The organism is Rhodococcus sp. BE178 (genome assembly GCF_050433545.1).
In the GTDB taxonomy this organism is placed as follows: Bacteria; Actinomycetota; Actinomycetes; order Mycobacteriales; family Mycobacteriaceae; genus Prescottella.
Genome location: NZ_JBNPXA010000012.1, coordinates 83,345 through 103,930, shown reverse-complemented (window position 1 = coordinate 103,930; position 20,586 = coordinate 83,345). Strand labels below are relative to the sequence as shown.

Sequence of the window (20,586 nt, the reverse complement as noted above, 5' to 3'; positions counted from 1 at the left end):
GTGGCCCCACCGAATCTGACCCGCGAACAGGCCGCCGAACGCTCGGCGCTGCTGACCGTCGACAACTATCGCATCGAACTCGATCTCACCGACGGCGACGGCCGACCGGGCGAGAGCACCTTCCGCTCCCGCACCACCGTCACGTTCGCGGCGACGGCCGGAGCGTCGACGTTCATCGACATCATCGCCGACACAGTGCATTCGGCGGTCCTCAACGGCACCCCGGTCGACGTGTCGTCGTACGACGAGGCCACCGGGGTCACGCTGAGCGGCCTCGCGGACAGCAATGAGCTCGTCGTCGAGGCCGACTGCCTCTACACCAACACCGGCGAGGGACTGCACCGCTTCGTCGACCCCACCGACAATGCGGTGTACCTGTACTCGCAGTTCGAAACCGCCGACGCCAAGCGGATGTTCGCGTGCTTCGACCAGCCGGATCTCAAGGCCACCTTCGACATCTCCGTCGTCGCGGCGGAGGACTGGAAGGTCATCTCCAACGCCGAGACCGTCGAGCCGCTGGCGGCCGCTCCGGGCCGCCACGTCTTCCGCACGACCCCGCGCATGAGTACGTACCTGGTGGCACTGATCGCCGGCCCGTACGCGCAGTGGACCGACAGCTATTCCGACGAGCACGGACACATCCCGCTCGGCATCTACTGCCGTGCATCGCTCGCCGAGTACATGGATGCCGAACGTCTGTTCACCGAAACCAAGCAGGGCTTCGGCTTCTACCACCGCAACTTCGGTGTGCCGTACGCGTTCGGCAAGTACGACCAGCTGTTCGTGCCGGAGTTCAATGCGGGCGCGATGGAGAACGCCGGCGCAGTGACCTTCCTCGAGGACTACGTGTTCCGCTCCAAGGTCACCCGCTACTCGTACGAGCGGCGCGCCGAGACGGTGCTGCACGAGATGGCCCACATGTGGTTCGGCGATCTGGTCACGATGCGCTGGTGGGACGACCTGTGGCTCAACGAGTCGTTCGCGACGTTCGCGTCGGTGCTGTGCCAGACCGAGGCCACCGAGTACACCAACGCATGGACCACCTTCGCCAACGTGGAGAAGTCCTGGGCGTACCGGCAGGACCAGCTGCCGTCGACGCATCCGATCGCCGCGGACATCCCCGACCTCGCGGCCGTCGAGGTGAACTTCGACGGCATCACGTACGCCAAGGGCGCCAGCGTGCTCAAGCAGCTCGTCGCATACGTCGGGCTCGAGCCGTTCCTGTCGGGTCTGCGGGACTACTTCGCCGAGCATGCGTTCGCCAACGCGACGTTCGACGACCTGCTACGGGCGCTGGAGAAGGCGTCGGGCCGCGACCTGTCGGGGTGGGGTGCGCAGTGGCTCAAGACGACGGGCCTCAACATCCTGCGCCCCGACTTCCAGATCGAGCCCGACGGCACGTTCTCCCGGTTCGCGGTGTTGCAGGAGGGCGCCGCTCCGGGCGCCGGCGAGACCCGTGTGCACCGTCTCGCGGTCGGCATCTACGACGACGACCCTGCCACCGGCAAGCTGGTCCGTACGCACCGCGTCGAGCTCGACGTCGAGGGCGCGAGCACCGACGTGCCCGAGCTGGTCGGGGTGCCGCGCGGCAAGCTGATCCTCGTCAACGACGACGATCTCACCTACTGCTCGCTGCGGCTGGACCGCGATTCGCTCGACACCCTCGTCGGCCGGATCGGCGACATCGCCGAGCCGCTCCCCCGCACCCTCGCATGGTCGGCGGCGTGGGAGATGACCCGGCAGGCGGAGATGCGGGCACGCGATTTCGTGAGCCTCGTCCAGCGCGGCATCGGCGCCGAGACCGAGGTGGGTGTCGTCCAGCGACTGCTGCTCCAGGCACAGACGGCGCTGTCGGCGTACGCCGAGCCCGGCTGGGCGGACGCATTCGGCTGGCCCGCGTTCGCGGACCGGCTGCTCGAGCTGGCCCGCGAGGCCGAGCCCGGCTCCGACCACCAGTTGGCGTTCGTCAACGCGCTCACCGGGTCGCAGCTGTCGGCATGGCACACCGAGGTGCTGCAGGAGCTGCTCGACGCCGACCCCGCGAAGCTCGGACTGTCCGGGCTGGTCGTGGACACCGACCTGCGCTGGCGGCTCGTCCACGCGCTGGCCGCGGCCGGTCAGGTGGACACGGACGGTACCGAGACGCCGTTCATCGACGCGGAGGCGGAGCGCGACCCCACCGCCGCGGGTGCCCGTCAGGCGGCGTCGGCGGCGGCGGCCCGGCCCCAGGCCGCGGTCAAGGAGCAGGCCTGGACGACCGTGTTCGACGACGACACCGTCCCGAACATCACCGCCCGCGCGATCATCGGCGGCATCGTCGCGCCCGGCCAATCCGAACTACTCGAGCCGTACGTGGCCCGATACTTCGCGGAGATCCCGGCGGTGTGGGAGCGCCGGTCGAGCGAGGTGGCGCAGACCGTGGTGGTCGGCCTGTACCCGTCCTGGTCGATCAGCGAGGCGTCCGTGGCCGCGGCCGACGAGTTCCTGTCGGGTGAGCACCCGCCGGCGCTGCGCCGCCTCGTCGTCGAGGGCAAGGCAGGCATCGTCCGGTCGCTGAAGGCCCGGGCGTTCGACGCGACCTGACCGACAGCGTCCGATCCCCGGAACGCCGATGACCCGATGTCACAGCGGTTCAGTTCGACTGAACGCATGTGACATCGGGTCACCGGGGTGAAGCGGAAAGTGCAGGGACTACTTCGGGGCGATCGCGGCGCTCATCACGCGCAGCGCCGAGACGAGACCGTCGATGAGGTCGCCCTCGCCGAAGGACGCGACGGCGGCGGTGACACCGAGCTGCGTGATCCGGTCGGTGACACGGTTCTCGACGCCGCGGCCACCACGGATCTCGACGACACGCTGGTTCGGCGACACGGCGATCAGGATCGATCGCTCGGCCTCCGGGGTGTTCGGGAAGACCGCGTCCGCACCGGCGGCCGGGTTCTCGCCCAGGTCACCGACGTAGATGTTGAAGCGCACCTTCGTGGCGCGCGTCGCGTCCGTGAGGGCGTCATCGAGGGCCACCAGCTGGTCGGTGGTGAAAGGCAGCAGGTCGTCGAAGGACTCGCCGATGCGGTGCACACCGGAGATGCGACCGCCGGAGGTCACGACGGTGCCCACCGGCAGATCCGCCGCCGCTACCGCCGAGGACTGGAGAACGTCACCACTTGCCACTTGCCGAACCTCCGATCAGATCTGCACCGGCAGCGTGTCCGGCGTGGTGACCATGCGAGGTCACCTCGTCGACAGCGCTCCACAGGACCGGCTGATGGGTCCAGCGCTGACCGAGGCGGTACTCGGTCGGAACGAAGCCGGGCGACTTCTTGGTCATGAAGGACAGTCCCGCGACGATCGCGATCACCAAGACGGGAATCCCTACGAATATCAGCACTGTCTCGAGAATGCTCACGACGCAAACCGTAGCCGAGTCCTGCCGAAATGGAAGCGTCGGGGCCGAATCATGCCTCGGCTCGCGTGGTGACACATAAATGCATCAGGCCGCACCCTCGCCCAGATAGGGCAGCCAGGTCGGATGCACCTCGGTGGTAGTCGACAGCAGCCGCCAGTGCGGACCGGACGGGGGCACCAGCGCGGTCCTGAGCGTCCACCCCAGTTCGGTGAGCAGTTTGTCCGCTTTGCGGTGATTACACGGCGCGCAGCACGCGACGCAGTTCTCCCACGAATGCCCGCCGCCGCGGCTGCGCGGCACGACATGATCGATGGTCTCGGCCTTGTCCCCGCAGTATCCGCAGCGGAAGCGGTCGCGGTGCATGAGCGCGGCGCGGGTCATCGGGACACGGGTCCGGTACGGAACCCGAACGTAGTTGCGGAGCCGGATGACGAAGGGCACCTGGAGGGAGTAGCCCTCCGAGTGGATCACGGGGCCGAGCGGGTCCTCGTGGACCGGGTCGGCTTTGTCGCAGACCATCAGCACGACGGCGCGTCGCGCGGGCAGAGCGGTGAGAGGTTCGAACGTGGCATTGAGCAGCAGCACCCGACGTTTGTTCCAGGAGGTCACGGTGCCGAGACCCGGCAGACCGAGCCCGGACGATCCGGGCTCGGGGATGACGTGCAGCGGAAAAGCCCCCGACGTGCAGTTTCCCCGCACATCAGTGGGCACGAGTTGTCGATGCGCTCGCGCGCTCTGTCGATGTGTCATGCGACCTCCGCGAAGACTGACCCCAGTTGACCACGGATGATCGGCTCCCGCACACCCATTTCCGCGAAAAATTTGCCGCACGGGCGGTGAACGAACGGTGCCGTGCACCACACCCGGACCGGCTCAGGCATCCTCGAGGCATGCTCGACTCGAAACCGGGCACAATGGGACGGGACATGACTGAAACGAACCCCACCACGCAGCAGACCTTCTACGAGGCAGTGGGCGGAGCCGAGACGTTCCGCAAGCTCACTGCGCGCTTCTACGAGGAGGTGGCGACGGACGAGGTGGTCCGGCCGCTGTATCCCGAGGAGGACCTCGGGCCGGCCGAGCGCCGCATGCGTATGTTCCTCGAGCAGTACTGGGGCGGGCCACGCACCTACTCCGAGGAGCGCGGACATCCCCGCCTGCGGATGCGCCACAATCCGTTCCGGATCGGCCCGATCGAACGGGACGCGTGGCTGCGCTGCATGCACACCGCGATCGCCTCGATCGATGAGCAGACGCTGGACGAACCGCACCGCCGCGCCCTGATCGACTACATGGACATGGCGGCCGCGTCGATGGTCAACTCGCCGGTGTAGCAGCCACAGTTTCCGGACGGATCGTTCGAAGGTCCTCGATGCGGCACTATGAATGACTGTGACGCCCCGCGAGGACCAGCCGACCAGCCGCATCACCGGCGACGCCCGTTCGTGGTGGTCCGACGCCATTTTCTACCAGGTCTATCCGCGGTCGTTCTCCGACTCGAACGGCGACGGCATCGGCGATCTGGGCGGCGTGATCGACCGCCTCGGCTACCTCGAACTGCTTGGCGTCGACGCGCTCTGGCTCAGCCCCGTGATGCGGTCGCCGATGGCCGATCACGGCTACGACGTCTCCGATCCGCGGGACATCGACCCCCTGTTCGGCGACCTCGCGACGATGGACGAGCTGATCGTCGAGGCGCACGCGCGCGGCATCCGGGTCACGATGGACCTTGTTCCCAACCACACGTCCAGTGAGCATCCCTGGTTCCGGGAGGCCCTCGCCGACGGTCCGGGCAGCAGCACCCGAGACCGCTACATCTTCCGCGACGGCCGCGGCCCGGACGGCGCGCAGCCGCCCAACAACTGGCCGAGTGTCTTCGGCGGGCCCGCGTGGACGCGGATCACCGAGCCCGACGGCACCCCGGGCCAGTGGTACCTGCACATCTTCGCGCGCGAGCAGCCCGACCTGAACTGGGACAACCCCGAGGTGTTCGCCGACCTCGAGAAGACCCTGCGGTTCTGGTTGCACCGCGGCATCGACGGGTTCCGCATCGACGTCGCCCACGGCATGGCCAAACCGGAGGGGCTCCCCGACCACGACTGGAACACCAACGAGCTCCTGAAGAACGACGACGACGATCCGCGGTTCAACAACCCGGCGGTGCACGAGATCCATCGGGGGATCCGCCGGGTCATGAACGAGTACCCGCACGCGATGGCGGTCGGCGAGATCTGGGTGCGCGACAACGAGCGGTTCGGCGAGTACGTCCGCCCCGACGAACTGCACCTCGGCTTCAATTTCCGGCTCGCCGAGACGGCGTTCGACGCCGACGCGGTGCGCGCCGCGATCGAGAACTCGCTCGACGCCGTGGCGCATGTCGGTGGCACCCCCACGTGGACACTGTCGAACCACGACGTGGAACGCGAGGTGACCCGGTACGGCGGCGGCACCCGCGGCGTGACCCGCGCCCGCGCGATGGCACTGGTGGAGCTCGCGTTGCCGGGCGCGGCGTTCATCTACAACGGCGCCGAGCTCGGCCTCCCCAACGTCGATCTCCCCGACGCAGCCCTCCAGGACCCGACGTGGGAGCGATCCGGCCACACCGAGCGCGGGCGCGACGGGTGCCGGGTCCCAGTGCCGTGGGAGGGCGACCGACCGCCCTTCGGCTTCTCGACGTCGCCCGACACGTGGCTGCCGATCCCGCCGGCGTGGACTCCACTGACTGTGGAGTCCCAGCTCGAGGACGTCGACTCGACCCTGTCGCTGTACCGCGCAGCACTCGAGATGCGAGCCAACCTCCCGGAATGCTCCGGGCCCGGAATCGATTGGTACGGAAGCCCTCCCGGCTGCTTCGCGTTCCGTCGCAGCGGCGGCCTCATCTGTGTGTTGAACACGACGGACGCCCCGATCCAGCTGCCTCCGGGCACGGTGCTGCTCGCGAGTGCACCCCTCGCCGACGGGCTGCTGCCGGCCGATTCGGCGGCCTGGCTGGTCTGATTCGCGGGTCTCCCGCCCAGCGGGAGATTCGATTTCGGACCCCTCCGAGCGCTCCCTAGTGTCGTGGACGCGACGTGACGTGCCACACAGGCACTGTGTGCCGCGTCCCCCAGGCACCCCGAGGAGACCCGCGATGTCCGCGACCGATTCGATCCAGACCGACCAGTCCGCCGAGCCCACCTGGGATCACGAGGTGGATCTGCTGGTGGTCGGCAGCGGCGCAGGCGGTTTCACCGCCGCGCTGGCCGGCGCCGCCGAACGACTGGACACCCTGCTCATCGAGAAGGCGGGTGTCTACGGTGGCGCCACGGCATTGTCCGGCGGCGGTGTGTGGGTACCGAACAACCCGCTGCTGATCCGCGAGGGCCTGGCCGACTCCCGCGAGGACGTCCGCCGCTACCTCGATGCGGTCCTCGGCGACCGGGTTCCGTCGGCGAACCTCGATGCCTTCATCGACGAGGGCCCCAAGACGCTCGCGTTCCTGGAGACGTCGAGCCGCCACATGCGATTCCAGTGGTGCACGGGCTACTCCGACTACCACCCCGAGCAGCCCGGCGGCCGTCCTGCGGGACGCACCATCGAGCCGCTGCCGGTCGACCTCAAGGAACTGGGCGCCGACCAGGATCTGCTGCGCCCGGCCGCGCTCGCGACCCCGCCCGGACTGTTCATCACGTCCAAGGACTTCGTGCAGCTCAACATGGTGATGCGGACGTGGAAGGCCCGGCGCACCGCGCTCAAGACCGGGTTCAATGCCGTCAAGGCGATCCTGCTGCGGCGCCATATGGACACCCTCGGCCGTGCCCTGATCGCCCGGCTCCGCCTGGCGCTCAAAGACGCCGGGGTGCCGCTGTGGCTGAACACGCCCATGCAATCCCTCGTGACGGATTCCTCGGGTGCCGTCATCGGACTGGTCGCCGAGCGCGGCGGCCGACCGGTGCGAATCCGGGCCCGCCACGGCGTGCTGCTCGCGACCGGCGGGTTCGAGTTCAACGACGACATGCGCAAGGCGAACCTGCCGGAAGGCGGCCGCGACAACTTCAGTGCCGCGTCGTCCGACAACACCGGCGACGGCATCATCGCGGGCCGGAACGTCGGCGCTGCAGTCGATCTCATGGACGACGCGTGGTGGATGCCGTCGTTCCAGCGGCCCGACGGCATCGTCCAGGTGATGGTCGCCGAGCGGTCCGTCCCGCGGTCGATCATCGTGGATCAGCACGGCAAGCGGTTCACCAACGAGGCCGCCCCGTACGTGACGTTCGTGCACGATCAGCTGGCCGGCGGTCACGAACCCACGTGGTTCGTCTTCGACGAGCGCGCCAAGAAGCGCTACCCGATCGGTGGCATCATGCCGGGCCGGAAGTTCCCCAAGGCGTGGATCGACGGCGGCCTGATCGCCGTCGCCGACACGATCGAGGAGCTGGCCCGCAAGATCGATGTCCCGGTCGCCGGACTCACCGAAACCCTCTCGCGTTTCAACGGATTCGCTCGAAACGGACGGGACGGCGACTTCCACCGCGGCGAGAGCGCGTACGACAACTACTACGGCGACCCGAGCCTGCCGCACCCCACGCTCGACGTCATCGACACCGCCCCGTACTACGCACTGCGGATGCGGGCCGGAGACCTGGGAACCAAGGGCGGACTCATGTACAACGAGAACGGTCAGGTCCTGCGCGCGGACGGCAGCGTCATCGACGGCCTGTACGCGACCGGCAACACGTCCGCCTCGGTCATGGGCAACGACTACGCCGGCGCGGGTGCCACCATCGGTCCCGCGATGGTGTTCGGCTACATCGGTGCCCGCCACGCCTCCCGCGGCAAGTGACGTCGCGTCTCGGAAAGAAGGTTGAACCCATGAGTGAGGATTCGAATATGCTGTCCGACAAGGTCGTTCTCGTCACCGGCGGCGCCCGCGGCCTCGGCGCGGCATTCGCCCGCCAGATCGTCGAAACCGGCGGCAAGGTGGTGATCGCAGACGTCCTCGACGACGACGGCCGCGCCACGGCCGCCGACCTCGGCGACGCCGCACGTTACGTCCACCTCGACGTCACGGATGCCGAAGGGTGGCGTGCTGCAGTCGAATTCACGCTCACCGAGTTCGGAACGCTGAACGGCCTGGTCAACAATGCGGGCATCTCCACGGGCCAGTACATCGAGCACGAACCGCTCGAGCACTTCCGGAAGGTCCTCGACATCAACCTGGTCGGCGTCTTCAACGGAATCCAGGCGGTCGTCGCGCCGATGCGCGCGGCCGGCGGCGGATCGATCGTGAACATCTCGTCCGCCGCCGGGCTCATGGGATTGGCCCTCACGGCCGGCTACGGCGCCTCCAAGTGGGGCGTGCGCGGGCTGTCGAAGATCGCCGCCGTCGAACTCGGGACGGACCGCATCCGCGTCAACTCGGTGCACCCCGGCATGACGTACACGCCGATGACCGCCGACATCGGGATCCAGCCGGGTGAGGGCAACTTCCCCAACACCCCGATGGGGCGCGTGGGCGAGGCCGACGAGATCGCGGGCGCGGTGACGTATCTGCTCTCCGATGGGGCGTCGTACGTCACCGGCGCAGAGATCGCGGTGGACGGCGGCTGGACCACCGGTCCGACCGTGAATCGCGTCATGGGTCAATAGCGCCGTTCGGCAGAACCCCGGCCGTGGGTGCCCGCTTCGGGCAGCTAGCCCAGCCCACGGCCGGGGTTCGCCGCATCTCGGAACCCTTGACAAACTTGGTGATCTGTCTCACTGTCGAAACATGACGACGACGATGTCCGGCCAAGCGTCCTACGTCCCCCGCTCGGGTGAGTCCTGGCGCGACCCGTGGGGGATGTATGCGGCCCTGCGCGACCACGATCCCGTGCACAACGTCGTGCCGGCCGACTCGCCCACGGACGATTTCTGGGTGCTCACCCGCCACGAGGACGTGTACGCGGCATCGCGGGACGCCGAGACCTTCTCGTCCGCCGAGGGGCTGACCATGACCTACGGCGAGCTCGACAAGATCGGGCTGCGGGACAATCCCCCGCTGGTGATGCTCGATCCGCCGGTGCACACCAACTTCCGCCGGCTGGTGGCGCGTGGCTTCACCCCGCGTCAGGTGGAGGCCGTCGAACCCGAGGTCCGCAGGTTCGTCGTCGAGCGACTCGAGGAACTGCGCGCCGCCGGCGAGGGCGACATCGTCACGGCCCTGTTCAAGCCGCTGCCCAGCATGGTGGTCGCCCACTACCTGGGTGTGCCGGCGGAGGATCGCGGCCAGTTCGACGGCTGGACCGACGCGATCGTCGCGGCCAACGCCACCGGCGATCCGCTCGAGGCGGCAACCGCGGTCGGCGACCTCATGGGCTACTTCGGCGGCCTCATCGAGCGCCGCCGAGCCGAGGCCGACGCAGGCAATTCCGGCGACGACACCATCTCGCATCTCGTCGCGGCCGGGATGGGCTCCGACGGCGACTTCGCGGGCATCCTGTCGATCCTCGGATTCGCGTTCACGATGGTCACCGGCGGCAATGACACCACCACCGGAATGCTCGGCGGCGCAGTGCAACTGCTCACGCAGCGCCGGGACCAGCGTCAGCTGCTGCTGGACGATCCGTCGCGCATCAACGTCGCCATCGAGGAACTCCTGCGACTGACGTCCCCCGTGCAGGGCCTGGCCCGCACCACCACCCGCGACGTCACCATCGACGACGTCCCCATTCCCGCGGGACGCAAGGTGCTGTTGGTGTACGGCTCCGCGAACCGTGATCCCCGCGTGTACGGCCCGGATTCCGAGGAACTCGACGTGCTGTGTAACCCGCGGCAGATCATGACCTTCAGCAACGGCAGCCACCACTGCCTCGGTGCGGCGGCCGCCCGCATGCAGGCGCGGGTGGCGCTCGAGGAACTGCTCGCCCGATGCCCGGACTTCGAGGTCGACATCGACGGTGTCGAGTACGCCGCCGGCAACTACGTCCGCCGGCCCACCCACGTCCCGTTCCGAGCCGTCGGACGATGACCTCCGAAACCGTCGGGGCGCCCGGCACTTCCGGATCCTGGCTGCAGGACGAACGCAACGAGGCGGCGGCCGGGAAGATCCTCGACGCCGCCGCCGAGTTGTTCGTCGAACGCGGTGTCTCGGCAACGGGAATGGCCGAGGTCGCCAAGGCCGCCGGGTGTTCGCGCGCCACGCTGTACCGCTACTTCGAGAACCGTCGCGCGCTGCACCGGGCGTACGTCCACCGGGAGGCACGTCGACTCGGTGAGCAGATCGCCGCGAGGGTCGCACCCATCGACGACGCCCGGGCGCGGGTGACCGAGGCCGTCCTGCTGGCGATCGACGAGGTTCGCTCCACCCCGACACTGGCGGCGTGGTTCGGCCTCGGCGACGCCGGCCTCGCATCGGAACTGGCGAGCACGTCCGAGGTGATCGAAGTGATCGGCACCGCATTCCTCGCCGATGTCTGGCACAGCGATCACGCCGAAACCGTCCGCCGCGCACGCTGGTTGGTACGCGCCATCGTCTCGCTGCTGACGGTGCCCGGTGCCGACGCCGCGGACGAGCGGACGATGGTCGAGCAGTTCCTGGTGCCGGTGCTGATCGCCCCCGGGACGGCCGACCGTCCTACGCCGTGAAGAGCGGGATCGCGCCCGCACGGCGCGCGTAGACCGACCCGAACCGGGCGTCCAGGCGCACCCACGACGGGTGGGCGCGCACCCGGACCAGTTCGTCCTCGGCGATGCGGTCCAGTTCGGTGTCGGCGGTCGCGGCACCGCCGTCGGCCAGCGGCACGAATCCCATTCCGGTGAGCGCGAACACGGTGCGCATCGAGACGTCGACCCGGGCATCCCCGCCCTCGACCTCGAGAACCTTCTGCTCGAGCAGCGACGTGGGCGGGCCCTGCGCGCTGCCGTGCTCCTTCGCCAGCGCGGCGCCGCGCTGCGCCAGCCCGAGCAGGACCCGGGCGGGCACGTCGTCCACGTGCACGAATCCCGACTCGGGCGGCAACGCGCCGCGCCACGCCGAATCCATCGCGAAACCCGGGTCGATCTCCGCGCCTGCACCGGGCTCCGACAGCGCCCGCAGCAGGACGTCGGCACCCGCCGTCGTGTCCTGCGGACGAATCCCACCGGCCACGACTCGCGCCGCGATGGCATCGAATCCTGTTGCCGCCCAGACAGACAGCCTGCCGTCCGACCGCTGCCGCAACCGCACCACCGCGGCCTCGTCGAGACGCAGGGCGCGCCCAACGAACACCGCCAGATCGGCGCGATCCGCGGGGCCCGGAACCGTCAGAACGCGCTCACGCACGCTTCCAGCTCTCCAGGTACTCGCGCTCGGGGGCCGTCAGCCGACGCAGCCGCTGGGTGCCGATGTCGAAGGCCGCGATCTGGGTGGACGCGACGATCGCCGGCGGCGTCGTGGGCGCGGCGCCCCCGGGCCGGACCTCGTACGCGATCGTGAAGTCGACGGCGCGGACCTGCTCGATCCACATCAACACGTCGAGCGGGCTGTCGTCGTGCCGGAGCTGTCCGCGGTAGCGCACGTGCAGGTCGGCGATCACCGCGCCGTCGCGCAGCGTCACCGTCGGCGAGTTGTCCTCGAACAGCCACGGGATCCGCGCCTCCTCGAGCAGCGTCACCATCCGCGCGTGGTTGATGTGCTGGAACGCGTCCATGTCGGACCAGCGCACGACCACCTTCGTGTGGAATCCGACGTGCGTGCCGACGACCGCGCCGTTCGATCCCGCTTCCTGCGAAACGCTCAGTAATGACTCTCGCGACCCGCTCAACGTCCAACCTCCGATCGGGTGCCCACTCCCCGCACCATGCTGCGTACCTGACGCGCCGCCACCGAGAGCGTCGCGAGGTCCAGCGTTCCAGACTCGAAGATCTCCGCGAGCGCGGACCTCGCCCGCGCCAGTCGCGACGCGTTGGTCGACTCCCAGTAGTCGATCTTCTCCTGCGACGTCTCCGTCGGTTCACCGCCGACCAGCACCTCCAGCGTCAGCGAGCGCAGCGACCCGTACAGGTCGTCCCGCAGCGCGAGCCGCGCCAGCGAATGCCAGCGGTCGCCGCGCGCCAGATCGGAGACCGCCGTGAGCAACCAGTCGATGCCCAGGTGCGCGTCGAGCGAGTAGTACAGCTCGGCTACCTCCTCGCCGTCCCGCTCGCAGATGTCGGCGACGTCCATGATGTCCAACAGCGGATACAGGTCCAGCAGGCGGTACACCTCGAGTGCGAGATCCCGTGGTGCGCCGTCCGCGATGGCCGCCCGCGACCGCTTCTCGAGGTCCGTCACATGGTGTCCGCGCAGCCAACCGGGAACCTTCGGCGCCAGCCGTCGGTACCCGGTGGAGTAGCGGCTGATCTCGGCGCCGACCGCGATCGGCTGCGGCCGGCTCGACAGGAACCACCGCGATGCCCGGTCGAGCACCCGGCGCGACTGCAGCATCAGCACGTCCGAGACGGCCGACGGCATGTCGGCGACGCGGACCCGCTCCCACACGTCGTGCAGGCCGAAGATCTCGGTGGCCGCCGCGTAGGCGCGGATCGCGTCCGTGCTCGACGCGCCGGCGTCCTCCGCGAGCCGGTAGGCGTAGGTGATGCCGCCGTTGTCGATCGCCTCGTTCGCGAGCATCGTCGCGACGATCTGCCGCCGGAGCGGGTGTGCGCGGATCGCCGAGTTGAACCGCTCACGCAGGGGCAGCGGGAAGTAGCCGGGCAGCCTGGACGCGAAGAAGTCGCTGTCCGGCAGTTCGGTCCCGAGCAGGTCCTGTTCGAACGCCAGCTTCACGTGCGCCATCACGGTCGCCAGCTCGGGTGACGTCAGGCCGGCGCCGGCCTGAGCCCGACGGTTGAACTCCGCCTCGGTGGGCAGCGCCTCGAGCTTCCGGTCGAGGCCGTGGTGCGAGATCAGGGTCGCGATCAGTCGACGGTGCACGCCGAGCGTCTGCGACGCACTGGCGCGGGACATACCCAGCTGGTTGTTCTGGGCGATGTTGTCCGCCAACACCAGTCGCGCCACGTCGTCGGTCATCGACTCGAGCAGAGGATCACGGTCGTCCTGCCCGAGAGCCCCGCTGCTGACCAGCGAGTCGAGCAGGATCTTGATGTTGACCTCGTGATCGGAGCAGTCGACCCCGGCCGAGTTGTCGATCGCGTCGGTATTGATCTTGCCGCCGTGCAAGGCGTACTCGATCCGACCGAGTTGCGTGACACCGAGATTGCCGCCCTCCCCGACCACGCGGGCCCGCAGGTCGGCTCCGTGCACCCGCACGGCGTCGTTGCTCTTGTCGCCCACGGCCGCGTCCGACTCGGACGCCGCCTTGACGTAGGTGCCGATACCGCCGTTCCACAGCAGATCCACCGGCGCGGTCAGAATCGCCTTCACCAGGTCGGGCGGTGCCATCGTGGTCACGTCGGCGTCGAGTCCGAGCGCCTCGCGCACCTGGGCACTGACGGGCACCGACTTCGCGGTGCGGGCGTAGACGCCACCGCCCTCGCTGATGAGAGCGGAATCGTAATCCGCCCACGACGACCGCGGCAGCGCGAACATCCGGCGCCGCTCGGCGAACGAGCGGGCCGCGTCCGGATCGGGATCGAGGAAGATGTGGCGGTGGTCGAACGCGGCCACCAGTCGGATGTGTTCGCTCAGCAGCATGCCGTTGCCGAACACGTCGCCGCTCATGTCACCGATCCCGACCACCGTGAAATCGTCTGCCGCAACGTCGAGTCCGAGTTCCCGGAAGTGCCGCTTGACGCTCTCCCACGCGCCGCGGGCGGTGATGCCCATCTCCTTGTGGTCGTAGCCGGCCGAGCCTCCCGACGCGAACGCGTCGCCGAGCCAGAAGCCGTAGCTCGCCGCAACGTCGTTGGCGATGTCGGAGAACGTGGCCGTCCCCTTGTCGGCCGCGACCACGAGGTACGTGTCGTCCTCGTCGCGCCGGACCACCCGCTGCGGCGGCACGACGGCGCCGCTCACGCGGTCGACGTTGTCGGTGACATCGAGCAGGCCCGAGATGAACGTCCGGTAGCAGGCGATGCCCTGATCGCGCACGGCCTGCCGGTCGACACCCGGATCACCCGTCGGCGCAACGGGTTGCTTGACGACGAACCCACCCTTCGCGCCGACGGGCACGATCACCGCGTTCTTGACCGCCTGGGCCTTGGCGAGGCCCAGGATCTCGGTGCGGAAGTCGTCTCGCCGGTCCGACCAGCGCAGGCCGCCGCGCGCGACGGGACCGAACCGCAGGTGGACGCCCTCGACCTCGGGCGAGTACACGAACACCTCGAATCGCGGCCTCGGCTTGGGCAGTTCCGAGATCCGACTCGGCTCGAACTTCAGGGACAGGAAGTCCCGCGGTGCGCCGTCGTCGCCGCGCACGAAGTGGTTGGTGCGCAGTGTCGCCTGCACCAGACCGAACAGCGCGCGCAGGATGCGGTCCACATCGAGGCTCACCACCTCGCCGATCGTGGCCCGCAGGTCGCGCTCGAGGGCCCTGGCCTGCTTCGGGGATGCGGCCTCCGGGTCGAACAGGGCCTCGAACAGGTCGATCAACGACCGGGCGATCTCCGGGTGCGCCAGCACCACCGACTCGATGTGCACCTGGCTGTACGCGAACCCGGCCTGCCTCAGGTACTTCACGTACGCCCGCAGGACCGACACCTGATGCCAGTCGAGACCCGCCCGCAACACCAACTCGTTGAACCGATCCGCCTCACAGAGCCCGTGCCACACCGCGGTGAACGCCGCCGTGAAGCGGGACCGCAGCAGCTCCCCCGGGCCACCGTCACGGAGATCCTCGATCGAGTCGCGCAGCAACTCCGGAGGCACGGACAAGCCGAAGTCGTATATCCAGCAGTGCATCCCGTCCGGCCGCACGATCAGGTACGGCCGCTCGTCGAGGACCTCCACCCCGAGGCTGTGCAGCACCGGGAGCACGTGCGAGAGCGAGATGCCCTCGCCCGCGAGGTACAGCGCGAACTGCCACTGCCCCTCCGGCGCCGAACTGTCGTGATAGAGCCGCAGAGCGATCGCGTCGGGCTGCAGGGCGCAGAGCCGGCCGATATCGGCGATCGCTCGTCCCGCGTCGAAGTCCTCCTTGTAGCTCTCCGGAAGGATCGCGGCATACTGTTGCGCCAGAACAGGGTCCACCGACGGATCATCGGCGACCGCATCCGCGAAATGGTCGTCCCAGCTGCGGCTCGCCGCGGCCAGCAGGTTCTGGATCCGCAGCCGGTTCGCCTCCGACGTATCGACCGGCGCGTGCGGGCGCCCGACCGGTTTGCGAATCGTCACGTGCAACAGGGCCAGATCGCCCTCGGTGACACGCGCGGTGTATTCGAGCGAGCCACCGCCCAGCTCGTCGAGCAGGATCTGTTGCATCGCCAGCCGCACCCGCGTCGTGTAGCGATCCCGCGGGAGATAGACGAGACACGAGACGAACCGGCCGAATCCGTCCTCCCGCATGAACAACCGGACCTGACGGCGAAGCCCGATGTTGAGCACCGCGGTGATCGTGTCGAGGAGCGTGTCGGTGTCGATCGAGAACAGTTCGGTGCGGGGGAACGACTGGACCACCTCGAGCATCGCCTGCCCCGAGAACGACCCCAGGTCGAACCCGGCCCGTTCGATCGCCGTCCGCACGCGCCGCGCGATCACCGGGATCTCGAGGACGTTCTCGTGCATCGCGGTCACCGTGAACACCCCCAGGAAGCGGTGTTCACCGACGATCGCGCCGTCGTCGGCGAGGATGCTGACCCCCACGAAGTACGGATACACCGAGCGGTGCACGGTCGCCGGCGCCGATCCCTGCGTCAGCACCAGCAATGGCCGATCCGGAATATCAGCCGCGAGAGGAAGATTGACGCGCTCGTCGGCGAGAACGTCCGACCGCAGCACGCCCAGGCCGCTGTCCGGCACCGACCGCTGGGCCCGTCCGCCGGCCGTGTCCCGCTCGCCCAGCTCGTAGCGCCGATACCCGAGCACCGCGTAGTGACCGTCGGCCAGCCAGCGCAACAGGTTCGCGCAGTCCTTCAGCTCGTCGGCCGACCGCCCGGGCGGTGGGTCGCCCGCACGGACGTCGAGTTCGGTCGCGAGCACCAGCTGCAGGGCCCGCATCGATTCGGTGTCGGCCACCACCTGACTCACGTCCGAGAGGACGTCGCCGATGGACGCCTCGAGTGCGTCGAGCACCGCGCCCTCGGTCGCCGGATGCAGCTGCACATGCATCCACGACTCTTCCAGGCAGCCGGGAGACGGATCGTGGATCGACGCGGCCGGCAGAACCGCCTCCAGATCGCCGGCGGCGTCGCGGCGCACCGCGAAGATCGGGTGCACCACCTCGCTGATGGCCGCGTCGAGGCGGCCGACGAGGGCGGTGACGGACTCGACGAGCAGCGGCATGTCGTCGGTGACGATCTGCAGCGCCGCGCCGAGCCCGGTGCCGTCCGACGGGCGGTGGACCCGAGTCACGGCCCACCCCGGTTTCCGGTGGCGGGCGAGCGTGACGTGCTCGCGCAGAATGGCGTCCGAACGACCGTTCAGGACGCTGTCGCCTTCACCGGCCGACGTGTGGCGGAAGTAGGCGGCAGCGAGATCCGGCAGACAGGCCCGCAACTCGGCGGGCAGTTCGAGAGACCAGTCGGAATCGGCAGAATCCGTCATTACGACGCTCCATCCCTGTTCGAGGTCACCGCGGGTGGCTCACTGGCGAGCCTAACCGCGGTGACCCCGAGCGGGGTGGATCTCCCGTCCGACCGGGGTGTGCGAGGTCTTCGGTGCCGCTACGCGGGCGCCGCCGCCGGCAGGTAGCGACCCAGAACCGCGCGCTCGGGCTCGGTGAGCGGTCGCGACCGCTCGGCCCGGACATCGAACGCCACCATCAGGGCGTCACCGGATGCACACACGTTGCCGTCCGCGTCCTCGATGACGTGGCGCAGGGTGAACGACGACGTCCCCAGGTGCACCACCGACACCGTCACCCGGACCGTGCCGGAGGTGGCGGTGATGGGACGGAGGAACTCGGCGTCCATCTTGCGGACGACGGCCGCCCCGGGTGCGGCGTCCACGGACGCCGCACCCTCGGCCAGGAAGAGCGAACGCGCCTCCTGCAGGTACTCCACTATGCGGGTGTTGTTGACATGTCCGAGCCTGTCGGAGTCACCCCACCGCACCTGGATCTCGCAGCTGTAGACCAGGGACGGAGCGGACACGGGATCAGTCCCGGGTGAGCTTGCGGTGCGTGACGCGATGCGGACGGGCCGCGTCGGCGCCGAGGCGCGCAACCTTGTTCTCCTCGTATGCCTCGAAGTTGCCCTCGAACCAGTACCAGGCGGCCTCGTTGTCGCCGAAGGCACCTTCCCACGCCAGGATGTGCGTGCAGGTCCGGTCCAGGAACCAACGGTCGTGGGAGATCACGACGGCACAGCCGGGGAACTCCTGCAGCGCGTTCTCGAGCGAGCTCAGGGTCTCGACGTCGAGGTCGTTGGTCGGCTCGTCGAGCAGGATCAGGTTGCCGCCCTCCTTGAGGGTCAGCGCCAGGTTCAGGCGGTTGCGCTCACCACCGGAGAGCACGCCCGCCGGCTTCTGCTGGTCCGGGCCCTTGAAACCGAACGCGCTGACGTAGGCACGCGACGGCATCTCGTTCTGGCCGACCTCGATGAAGTCGAGTCCGTCGGAGACGACCTCCCACACGTTCTTCGTCGGGTCGATGTTGGCGCGATTCTGGTCGACGTAGCTGAGCTTGACCGTCTCGCCGACCTTCACGGTGCCGGAATCCGGCTGCTCGAGCCCGACGATGGTCTTGAACAGCGTGGTCTTGCCGACGCCGTTGGGGCCGATCACACCGACGATGCCGTTGCGCGGCAGCGTGAACGAGAGGTCCTTGATGAGCAGACGGCCGTCGAAGCCCTTGTCGAGGTTCTCGACCTCGACCACCACGTTGCCGAGGCGCGGCGGGGTCGGGATCTGGATCTCCTCGAAGTCCAGCTTGCGGTGCTTCTCGGCCTCCGTGACCATCTCGTCGTAGCGGTCGAGGCGCGCCTTGTTCTTCGCCTGACGGGCCTTGGCGCCCGAGCGGACCCACGCGAGCTCGTCCTTGAGGCGCTTCTGCAGCTTCTGGTCCTTCTTGCCCTGGACCTCGAGACGGGCGGCCTTCTGCTCCAGGTAGGTGGAGTAGTTGCCCTCGTAACCGTGCAGGCGTCCGCGGTCGACCTCACAGATCCACTGCGCGACGTGATCGAGGAAGTAGCGATCGTGGGTGACCGCCAGGATGGCGCCGGGGTAGGCGGCCAGGTGCTGCTCGAGCCACAGGACCGACTCGGCGTCGAGGTGGTTGGTGGGCTCGTCGAGGAGCAGCAGGTCGGGCTTGCTCAGCAGCAGCTTGCACAGCGCGACGCGGCGCTTCTCACCACCGGAGAGGTGGGTGACGGGCTCGTCCGGCGGCGGGCAGCGCAGCGCGTCCATCGCCTGCTCGAGCTGCGAGTCGATCTCCCACGCGTTGGCATGGTCGAGCTTCTCCTGAAGGGTGCCCATTTCCTCCATCAGCTCGTCCGAGTAGTCGGTGGCCATCAGCTCGGCGATCTCGTTGTACCGCTTGAGCTGCACCATCGTTTCGCCGAGACCCTCCTCGACGTTCTCGCGGACCGTCTTGGTCTCGTCGAGGTGCGGCTCCTGCATCAGGATGCCGACCGATGCGCCGGGCGCGAGGAAGGCCTCGCCGTTGCCCGGCTGGTCCAGCCCGGCCATGATCTTGAGGATGCTCGACTTACCGGCGCCGTTCGGGCCCACCACACCGATCTTGGCGCCCGGGTAGAAGCTCATGGTGACGTCATCGAGGATGACCTTGTCGCCATGCGCCTTGCGCACCTTTTTCATCGTGTAAATGAACTCAGCCACCCAAAGGCTCCAATCTGGAACGGAAATGCGCAGCTCACCGGCTGCGAGAACGTACGACTCGACCGCCAGCCTACCGCGCCCGCCCCGCGCCTCTCCCCGCGCGAGCGGTTTCGCGCGGGGAGAGCGGTACAGCCCTTCCCTGGTCAGAGCCGCTGGCGCACGAACGGCGTCGAATCGGGCAGCGACGCAGCCATCGTCCCGTCGTGGTTGGTCGGGTAGGTCATGTACGTCGCGTCGACACCGGCGAGTCGCAGATCGGCGATGAGCTTGAACGACAGCGGTGCCGGGACCACCGTGTCGAGCAGGCCCTGCGCGATGAACAGTGATCGGTCGTACCCGGTGGTCGGTACCGCGAGATACTCGGTGAGGGCCGCCCGGAACTCGGGGTCGCCGAGGGGACGGCTCAGCAGTGCTCCGGCGGATATTCCCTTCACCTTCTCGGCCTGCGCCTCGTAGCAGAGGTTCTCGGCAGCATCCACGATCTCTCGTCCCGCCGGAGTCAGGTAGCTGTTCACGTCGGCCTCCGGCATGGTCGCGCGCATACCGGCGAGGATGTAGCTCGTGAACACCGTCAGCCCGTCGAGCCCGAGATCCGGGATCCACGGCCCGCCGAACGGGAAGACATTCTCGAGGTTCGACGGCGCACCCGTGGTGACCGCGCCTCGGTAGTCGAGTTCGGGCGCGTAGCGGGTCGCCTGGTTCGCGGTGAACAGTGCGGCGTGGCCGCCCTGGGACTGACCGATCGCCATCCACCGCGACGACAGTTCGGGCACCACCGCGCGGCCGGCGCGGACCATGTCGATCACGGCGGTCGCCTCGGAGTCGCCCTCGAGGTACGGGTGCACACCGGGCGTGCCGAGCCCGATGTAGTCCGTGGCGACGATCGCATACCCCTGGGAGAGCCAATGCCCCAGATAGTTCGCGTCGCGGGCCGACCGCGGATTCCGCGACGGCGCGCACGCGTCCCCCAGACCGACGGTGCCGTGCGCCCACGAGAGCACCGGCCAGCCGCCCGCCGGTGCCGCACCCGCCGGCACGAAGACCACCCCGGAACTCGGCGCGGGATGCCCCGCGGCGTCCCGCGTCGAGTAGGTGATCCGGTAGGCGGCCGAGGTGCCGGGCAGCCCGAGCTCGGGCGGCAGCGCCTCCACCGTCTGCACGCTCCCGGGCTCCTGTCCGGCGGGCAGACCGCCGGCGGATGCTGTGGTCGGAGCAAACGTCACCGCGGCCACCACCGCGAGCAACGCCAACGTTCGGCCTGGCTTCCCCCGTGTCCTGCAGCCCATCGAACCCTCCCGTGTGGTCGCCG

At 68.8% G+C, this 20,586-nt stretch carries 16 protein-coding genes; 7 read left to right on the top strand and 9 right to left on the bottom strand.

Annotation, left to right across the window (positions count from 1 at the left end; all coding sequences use genetic code 11):
- The gene (gene pepN / locus J2X34_RS20055) at positions 1-2,583 is read left to right on the top strand and encodes an aminopeptidase N (protein WP_429519359.1); all 2,583 of its coding nucleotides are present in this window, start codon (positions 1-3) and stop codon (positions 2,581-2,583) included.
- Positions 2,584-2,691: 108 nt separating this feature from the next.
- On the opposite strand, the gene J2X34_RS20050 is transcribed toward pepN, so the two are convergent.
- The 3 genes from J2X34_RS20050 to J2X34_RS20040 form a co-directional block, all read right to left on the bottom strand.
- Positions 2,692-3,171, bottom strand: coding sequence for a DUF5130 domain-containing protein (locus J2X34_RS20050; protein WP_114719018.1), 480 nt, complete (start codon positions 3,169-3,171; stop codon positions 2,692-2,694).
- On the bottom strand, positions 3,158-3,406 hold the full coding sequence (ctaJ, locus tag J2X34_RS20045) for an aa3-type cytochrome oxidase subunit CtaJ (RefSeq protein WP_114719017.1): 249 nt from the start codon (positions 3,404-3,406) through the stop codon (positions 3,158-3,160). The genes J2X34_RS20050 and ctaJ overlap by 14 nt, the downstream gene beginning before the upstream one ends.
- Before the next feature lie 84 nt (positions 3,407-3,490).
- Positions 3,491-4,156: an HNH endonuclease gene (locus J2X34_RS20040; protein WP_114719016.1), complete on the bottom strand. Its 666-nt coding sequence runs from the start codon at positions 4,154-4,156 to the stop codon at positions 3,491-3,493.
- Positions 4,157-4,332: 176 nt separating this feature from the next.
- Here J2X34_RS20040 and J2X34_RS20035 point away from each other — a divergent pair, with 176 nt between their 5' ends.
- From J2X34_RS20035 to J2X34_RS20010, 6 genes are all read left to right on the top strand, one after another.
- On the top strand, positions 4,333-4,740 hold the full coding sequence (locus J2X34_RS20035; protein ID WP_174911480.1) for a globin: 408 nt from the start codon (positions 4,333-4,335) through the stop codon (positions 4,738-4,740).
- A gap of 52 nt (positions 4,741-4,792) precedes the next feature.
- Entirely contained in the window at positions 4,793-6,403 is a 1,611-nt protein-coding gene (locus J2X34_RS20030; RefSeq protein ID WP_429519355.1) for a glycoside hydrolase family 13 protein, read from the top strand.
- A 133-nt stretch (positions 6,404-6,536) separates the two neighbouring features.
- A complete protein-coding gene (locus J2X34_RS20025; RefSeq protein ID WP_429519353.1) occupies positions 6,537-8,228 on the top strand; it encodes an FAD-binding protein in 1,692 nt (563 codons plus the stop codon).
- 29 nt (positions 8,229-8,257) lie between these two features.
- Entirely contained in the window at positions 8,258-9,034 is a 777-nt protein-coding gene (locus J2X34_RS20020; protein ID WP_429519351.1) for an SDR family oxidoreductase, read from the top strand.
- A gap of 121 nt (positions 9,035-9,155) precedes the next feature.
- Positions 9,156-10,394, top strand: coding sequence for a cytochrome P450 (locus J2X34_RS20015; RefSeq protein WP_429519349.1), 1,239 nt, complete (start codon positions 9,156-9,158; stop codon positions 10,392-10,394).
- Entirely contained in the window at positions 10,391-11,011 is a 621-nt protein-coding gene (locus J2X34_RS20010; RefSeq protein WP_114719011.1) for a TetR/AcrR family transcriptional regulator, read from the top strand. Before J2X34_RS20015 ends, J2X34_RS20010 begins: the two co-directional genes overlap by 4 nt.
- On the opposite strand, the gene J2X34_RS20005 is transcribed toward J2X34_RS20010, so the two are convergent.
- The 6 genes from J2X34_RS20005 to J2X34_RS19980 form a co-directional block, all read right to left on the bottom strand.
- Positions 11,001-11,687: a hypothetical protein gene (locus J2X34_RS20005; protein ID WP_114719010.1), complete on the bottom strand. Its 687-nt coding sequence runs from the start codon at positions 11,685-11,687 to the stop codon at positions 11,001-11,003. The two genes, J2X34_RS20010 and J2X34_RS20005, sit on opposite strands and share 11 nt — an antisense overlap.
- A complete protein-coding gene (locus J2X34_RS20000) occupies positions 11,680-12,144 on the bottom strand; it encodes an acyl-CoA thioesterase (protein WP_258557666.1) in 465 nt (154 codons plus the stop codon). Before J2X34_RS20000 ends, J2X34_RS20005 begins: the two co-directional genes overlap by 8 nt.
- 20 nt (positions 12,145-12,164) lie before the next feature.
- Positions 12,165-17,045 carry an NAD-glutamate dehydrogenase gene (locus J2X34_RS19995; RefSeq protein WP_429519347.1) on the bottom strand — a complete coding sequence of 1,627 codons (4,881 nt, stop codon included), beginning with the start codon at positions 17,043-17,045 and terminating at the stop codon, positions 12,165-12,167.
- Between the two features lie 119 nt (positions 17,046-17,164).
- Positions 17,165-17,593 carry an acyl-CoA thioesterase gene (locus tag J2X34_RS19990; RefSeq protein WP_114719008.1) on the bottom strand — a complete coding sequence of 143 codons (429 nt, stop codon included), beginning with the start codon at positions 17,591-17,593 and terminating at the stop codon, positions 17,165-17,167.
- Between the two features lie 4 nt (positions 17,594-17,597).
- Positions 17,598-19,277 carry an energy-dependent translational throttle protein EttA gene (ettA, locus tag J2X34_RS19985; protein ID WP_114719374.1) on the bottom strand — a complete coding sequence of 560 codons (1,680 nt, stop codon included), beginning with the start codon at positions 19,275-19,277 and terminating at the stop codon, positions 17,598-17,600.
- A 143-nt stretch (positions 19,278-19,420) separates the two neighbouring features.
- Positions 19,421-20,563 carry an alpha/beta hydrolase family protein gene (locus J2X34_RS19980; RefSeq protein ID WP_429519344.1) on the bottom strand — a complete coding sequence of 381 codons (1,143 nt, stop codon included), beginning with the start codon at positions 20,561-20,563 and terminating at the stop codon, positions 19,421-19,423.
- Between the last annotated feature and the right edge of the window lie 23 nt (positions 20,564-20,586).

What these genes read in the sequence shown, in the direction of transcription:
- J2X34_RS20040 (WP_114719016.1), bottom strand. Translation starts at nt 4,156, where the DNA reads ATGACACATCGACAGAGCGCGCGAGCGCATCGACAACTCGTGCCCACT.
- J2X34_RS20035 (WP_174911480.1), top strand. Translation starts at nt 4,333, where the DNA reads ATGACTGAAACGAACCCCACCACGCAGCAGACCTTCTACGAGGCAGTG.
- J2X34_RS20030 (WP_429519355.1), top strand. Translation starts at nt 4,793, where the DNA reads ATGACTGTGACGCCCCGCGAGGACCAGCCGACCAGCCGCATCACCGGC.
- J2X34_RS20025 (WP_429519353.1), top strand. Translation starts at nt 6,537, where the DNA reads ATGTCCGCGACCGATTCGATCCAGACCGACCAGTCCGCCGAGCCCACC.
- J2X34_RS20020 (WP_429519351.1), top strand. Translation starts at nt 8,258, where the DNA reads ATGAGTGAGGATTCGAATATGCTGTCCGACAAGGTCGTTCTCGTCACC.
- J2X34_RS20015 (WP_429519349.1), top strand. Translation starts at nt 9,156, where the DNA reads ATGACGACGACGATGTCCGGCCAAGCGTCCTACGTCCCCCGCTCGGGT.
- J2X34_RS20010 (WP_114719011.1), top strand. Translation starts at nt 10,391, where the DNA reads ATGACCTCCGAAACCGTCGGGGCGCCCGGCACTTCCGGATCCTGGCTG.
- J2X34_RS19995 (WP_429519347.1), bottom strand. Translation starts at nt 17,045, where the DNA reads ATGACGGATTCTGCCGATTCCGACTGGTCTCTCGAACTGCCCGCCGAG.
- J2X34_RS19980 (WP_429519344.1), bottom strand. Translation starts at nt 20,563, where the DNA reads ATGGGCTGCAGGACACGGGGGAAGCCAGGCCGAACGTTGGCGTTGCTC.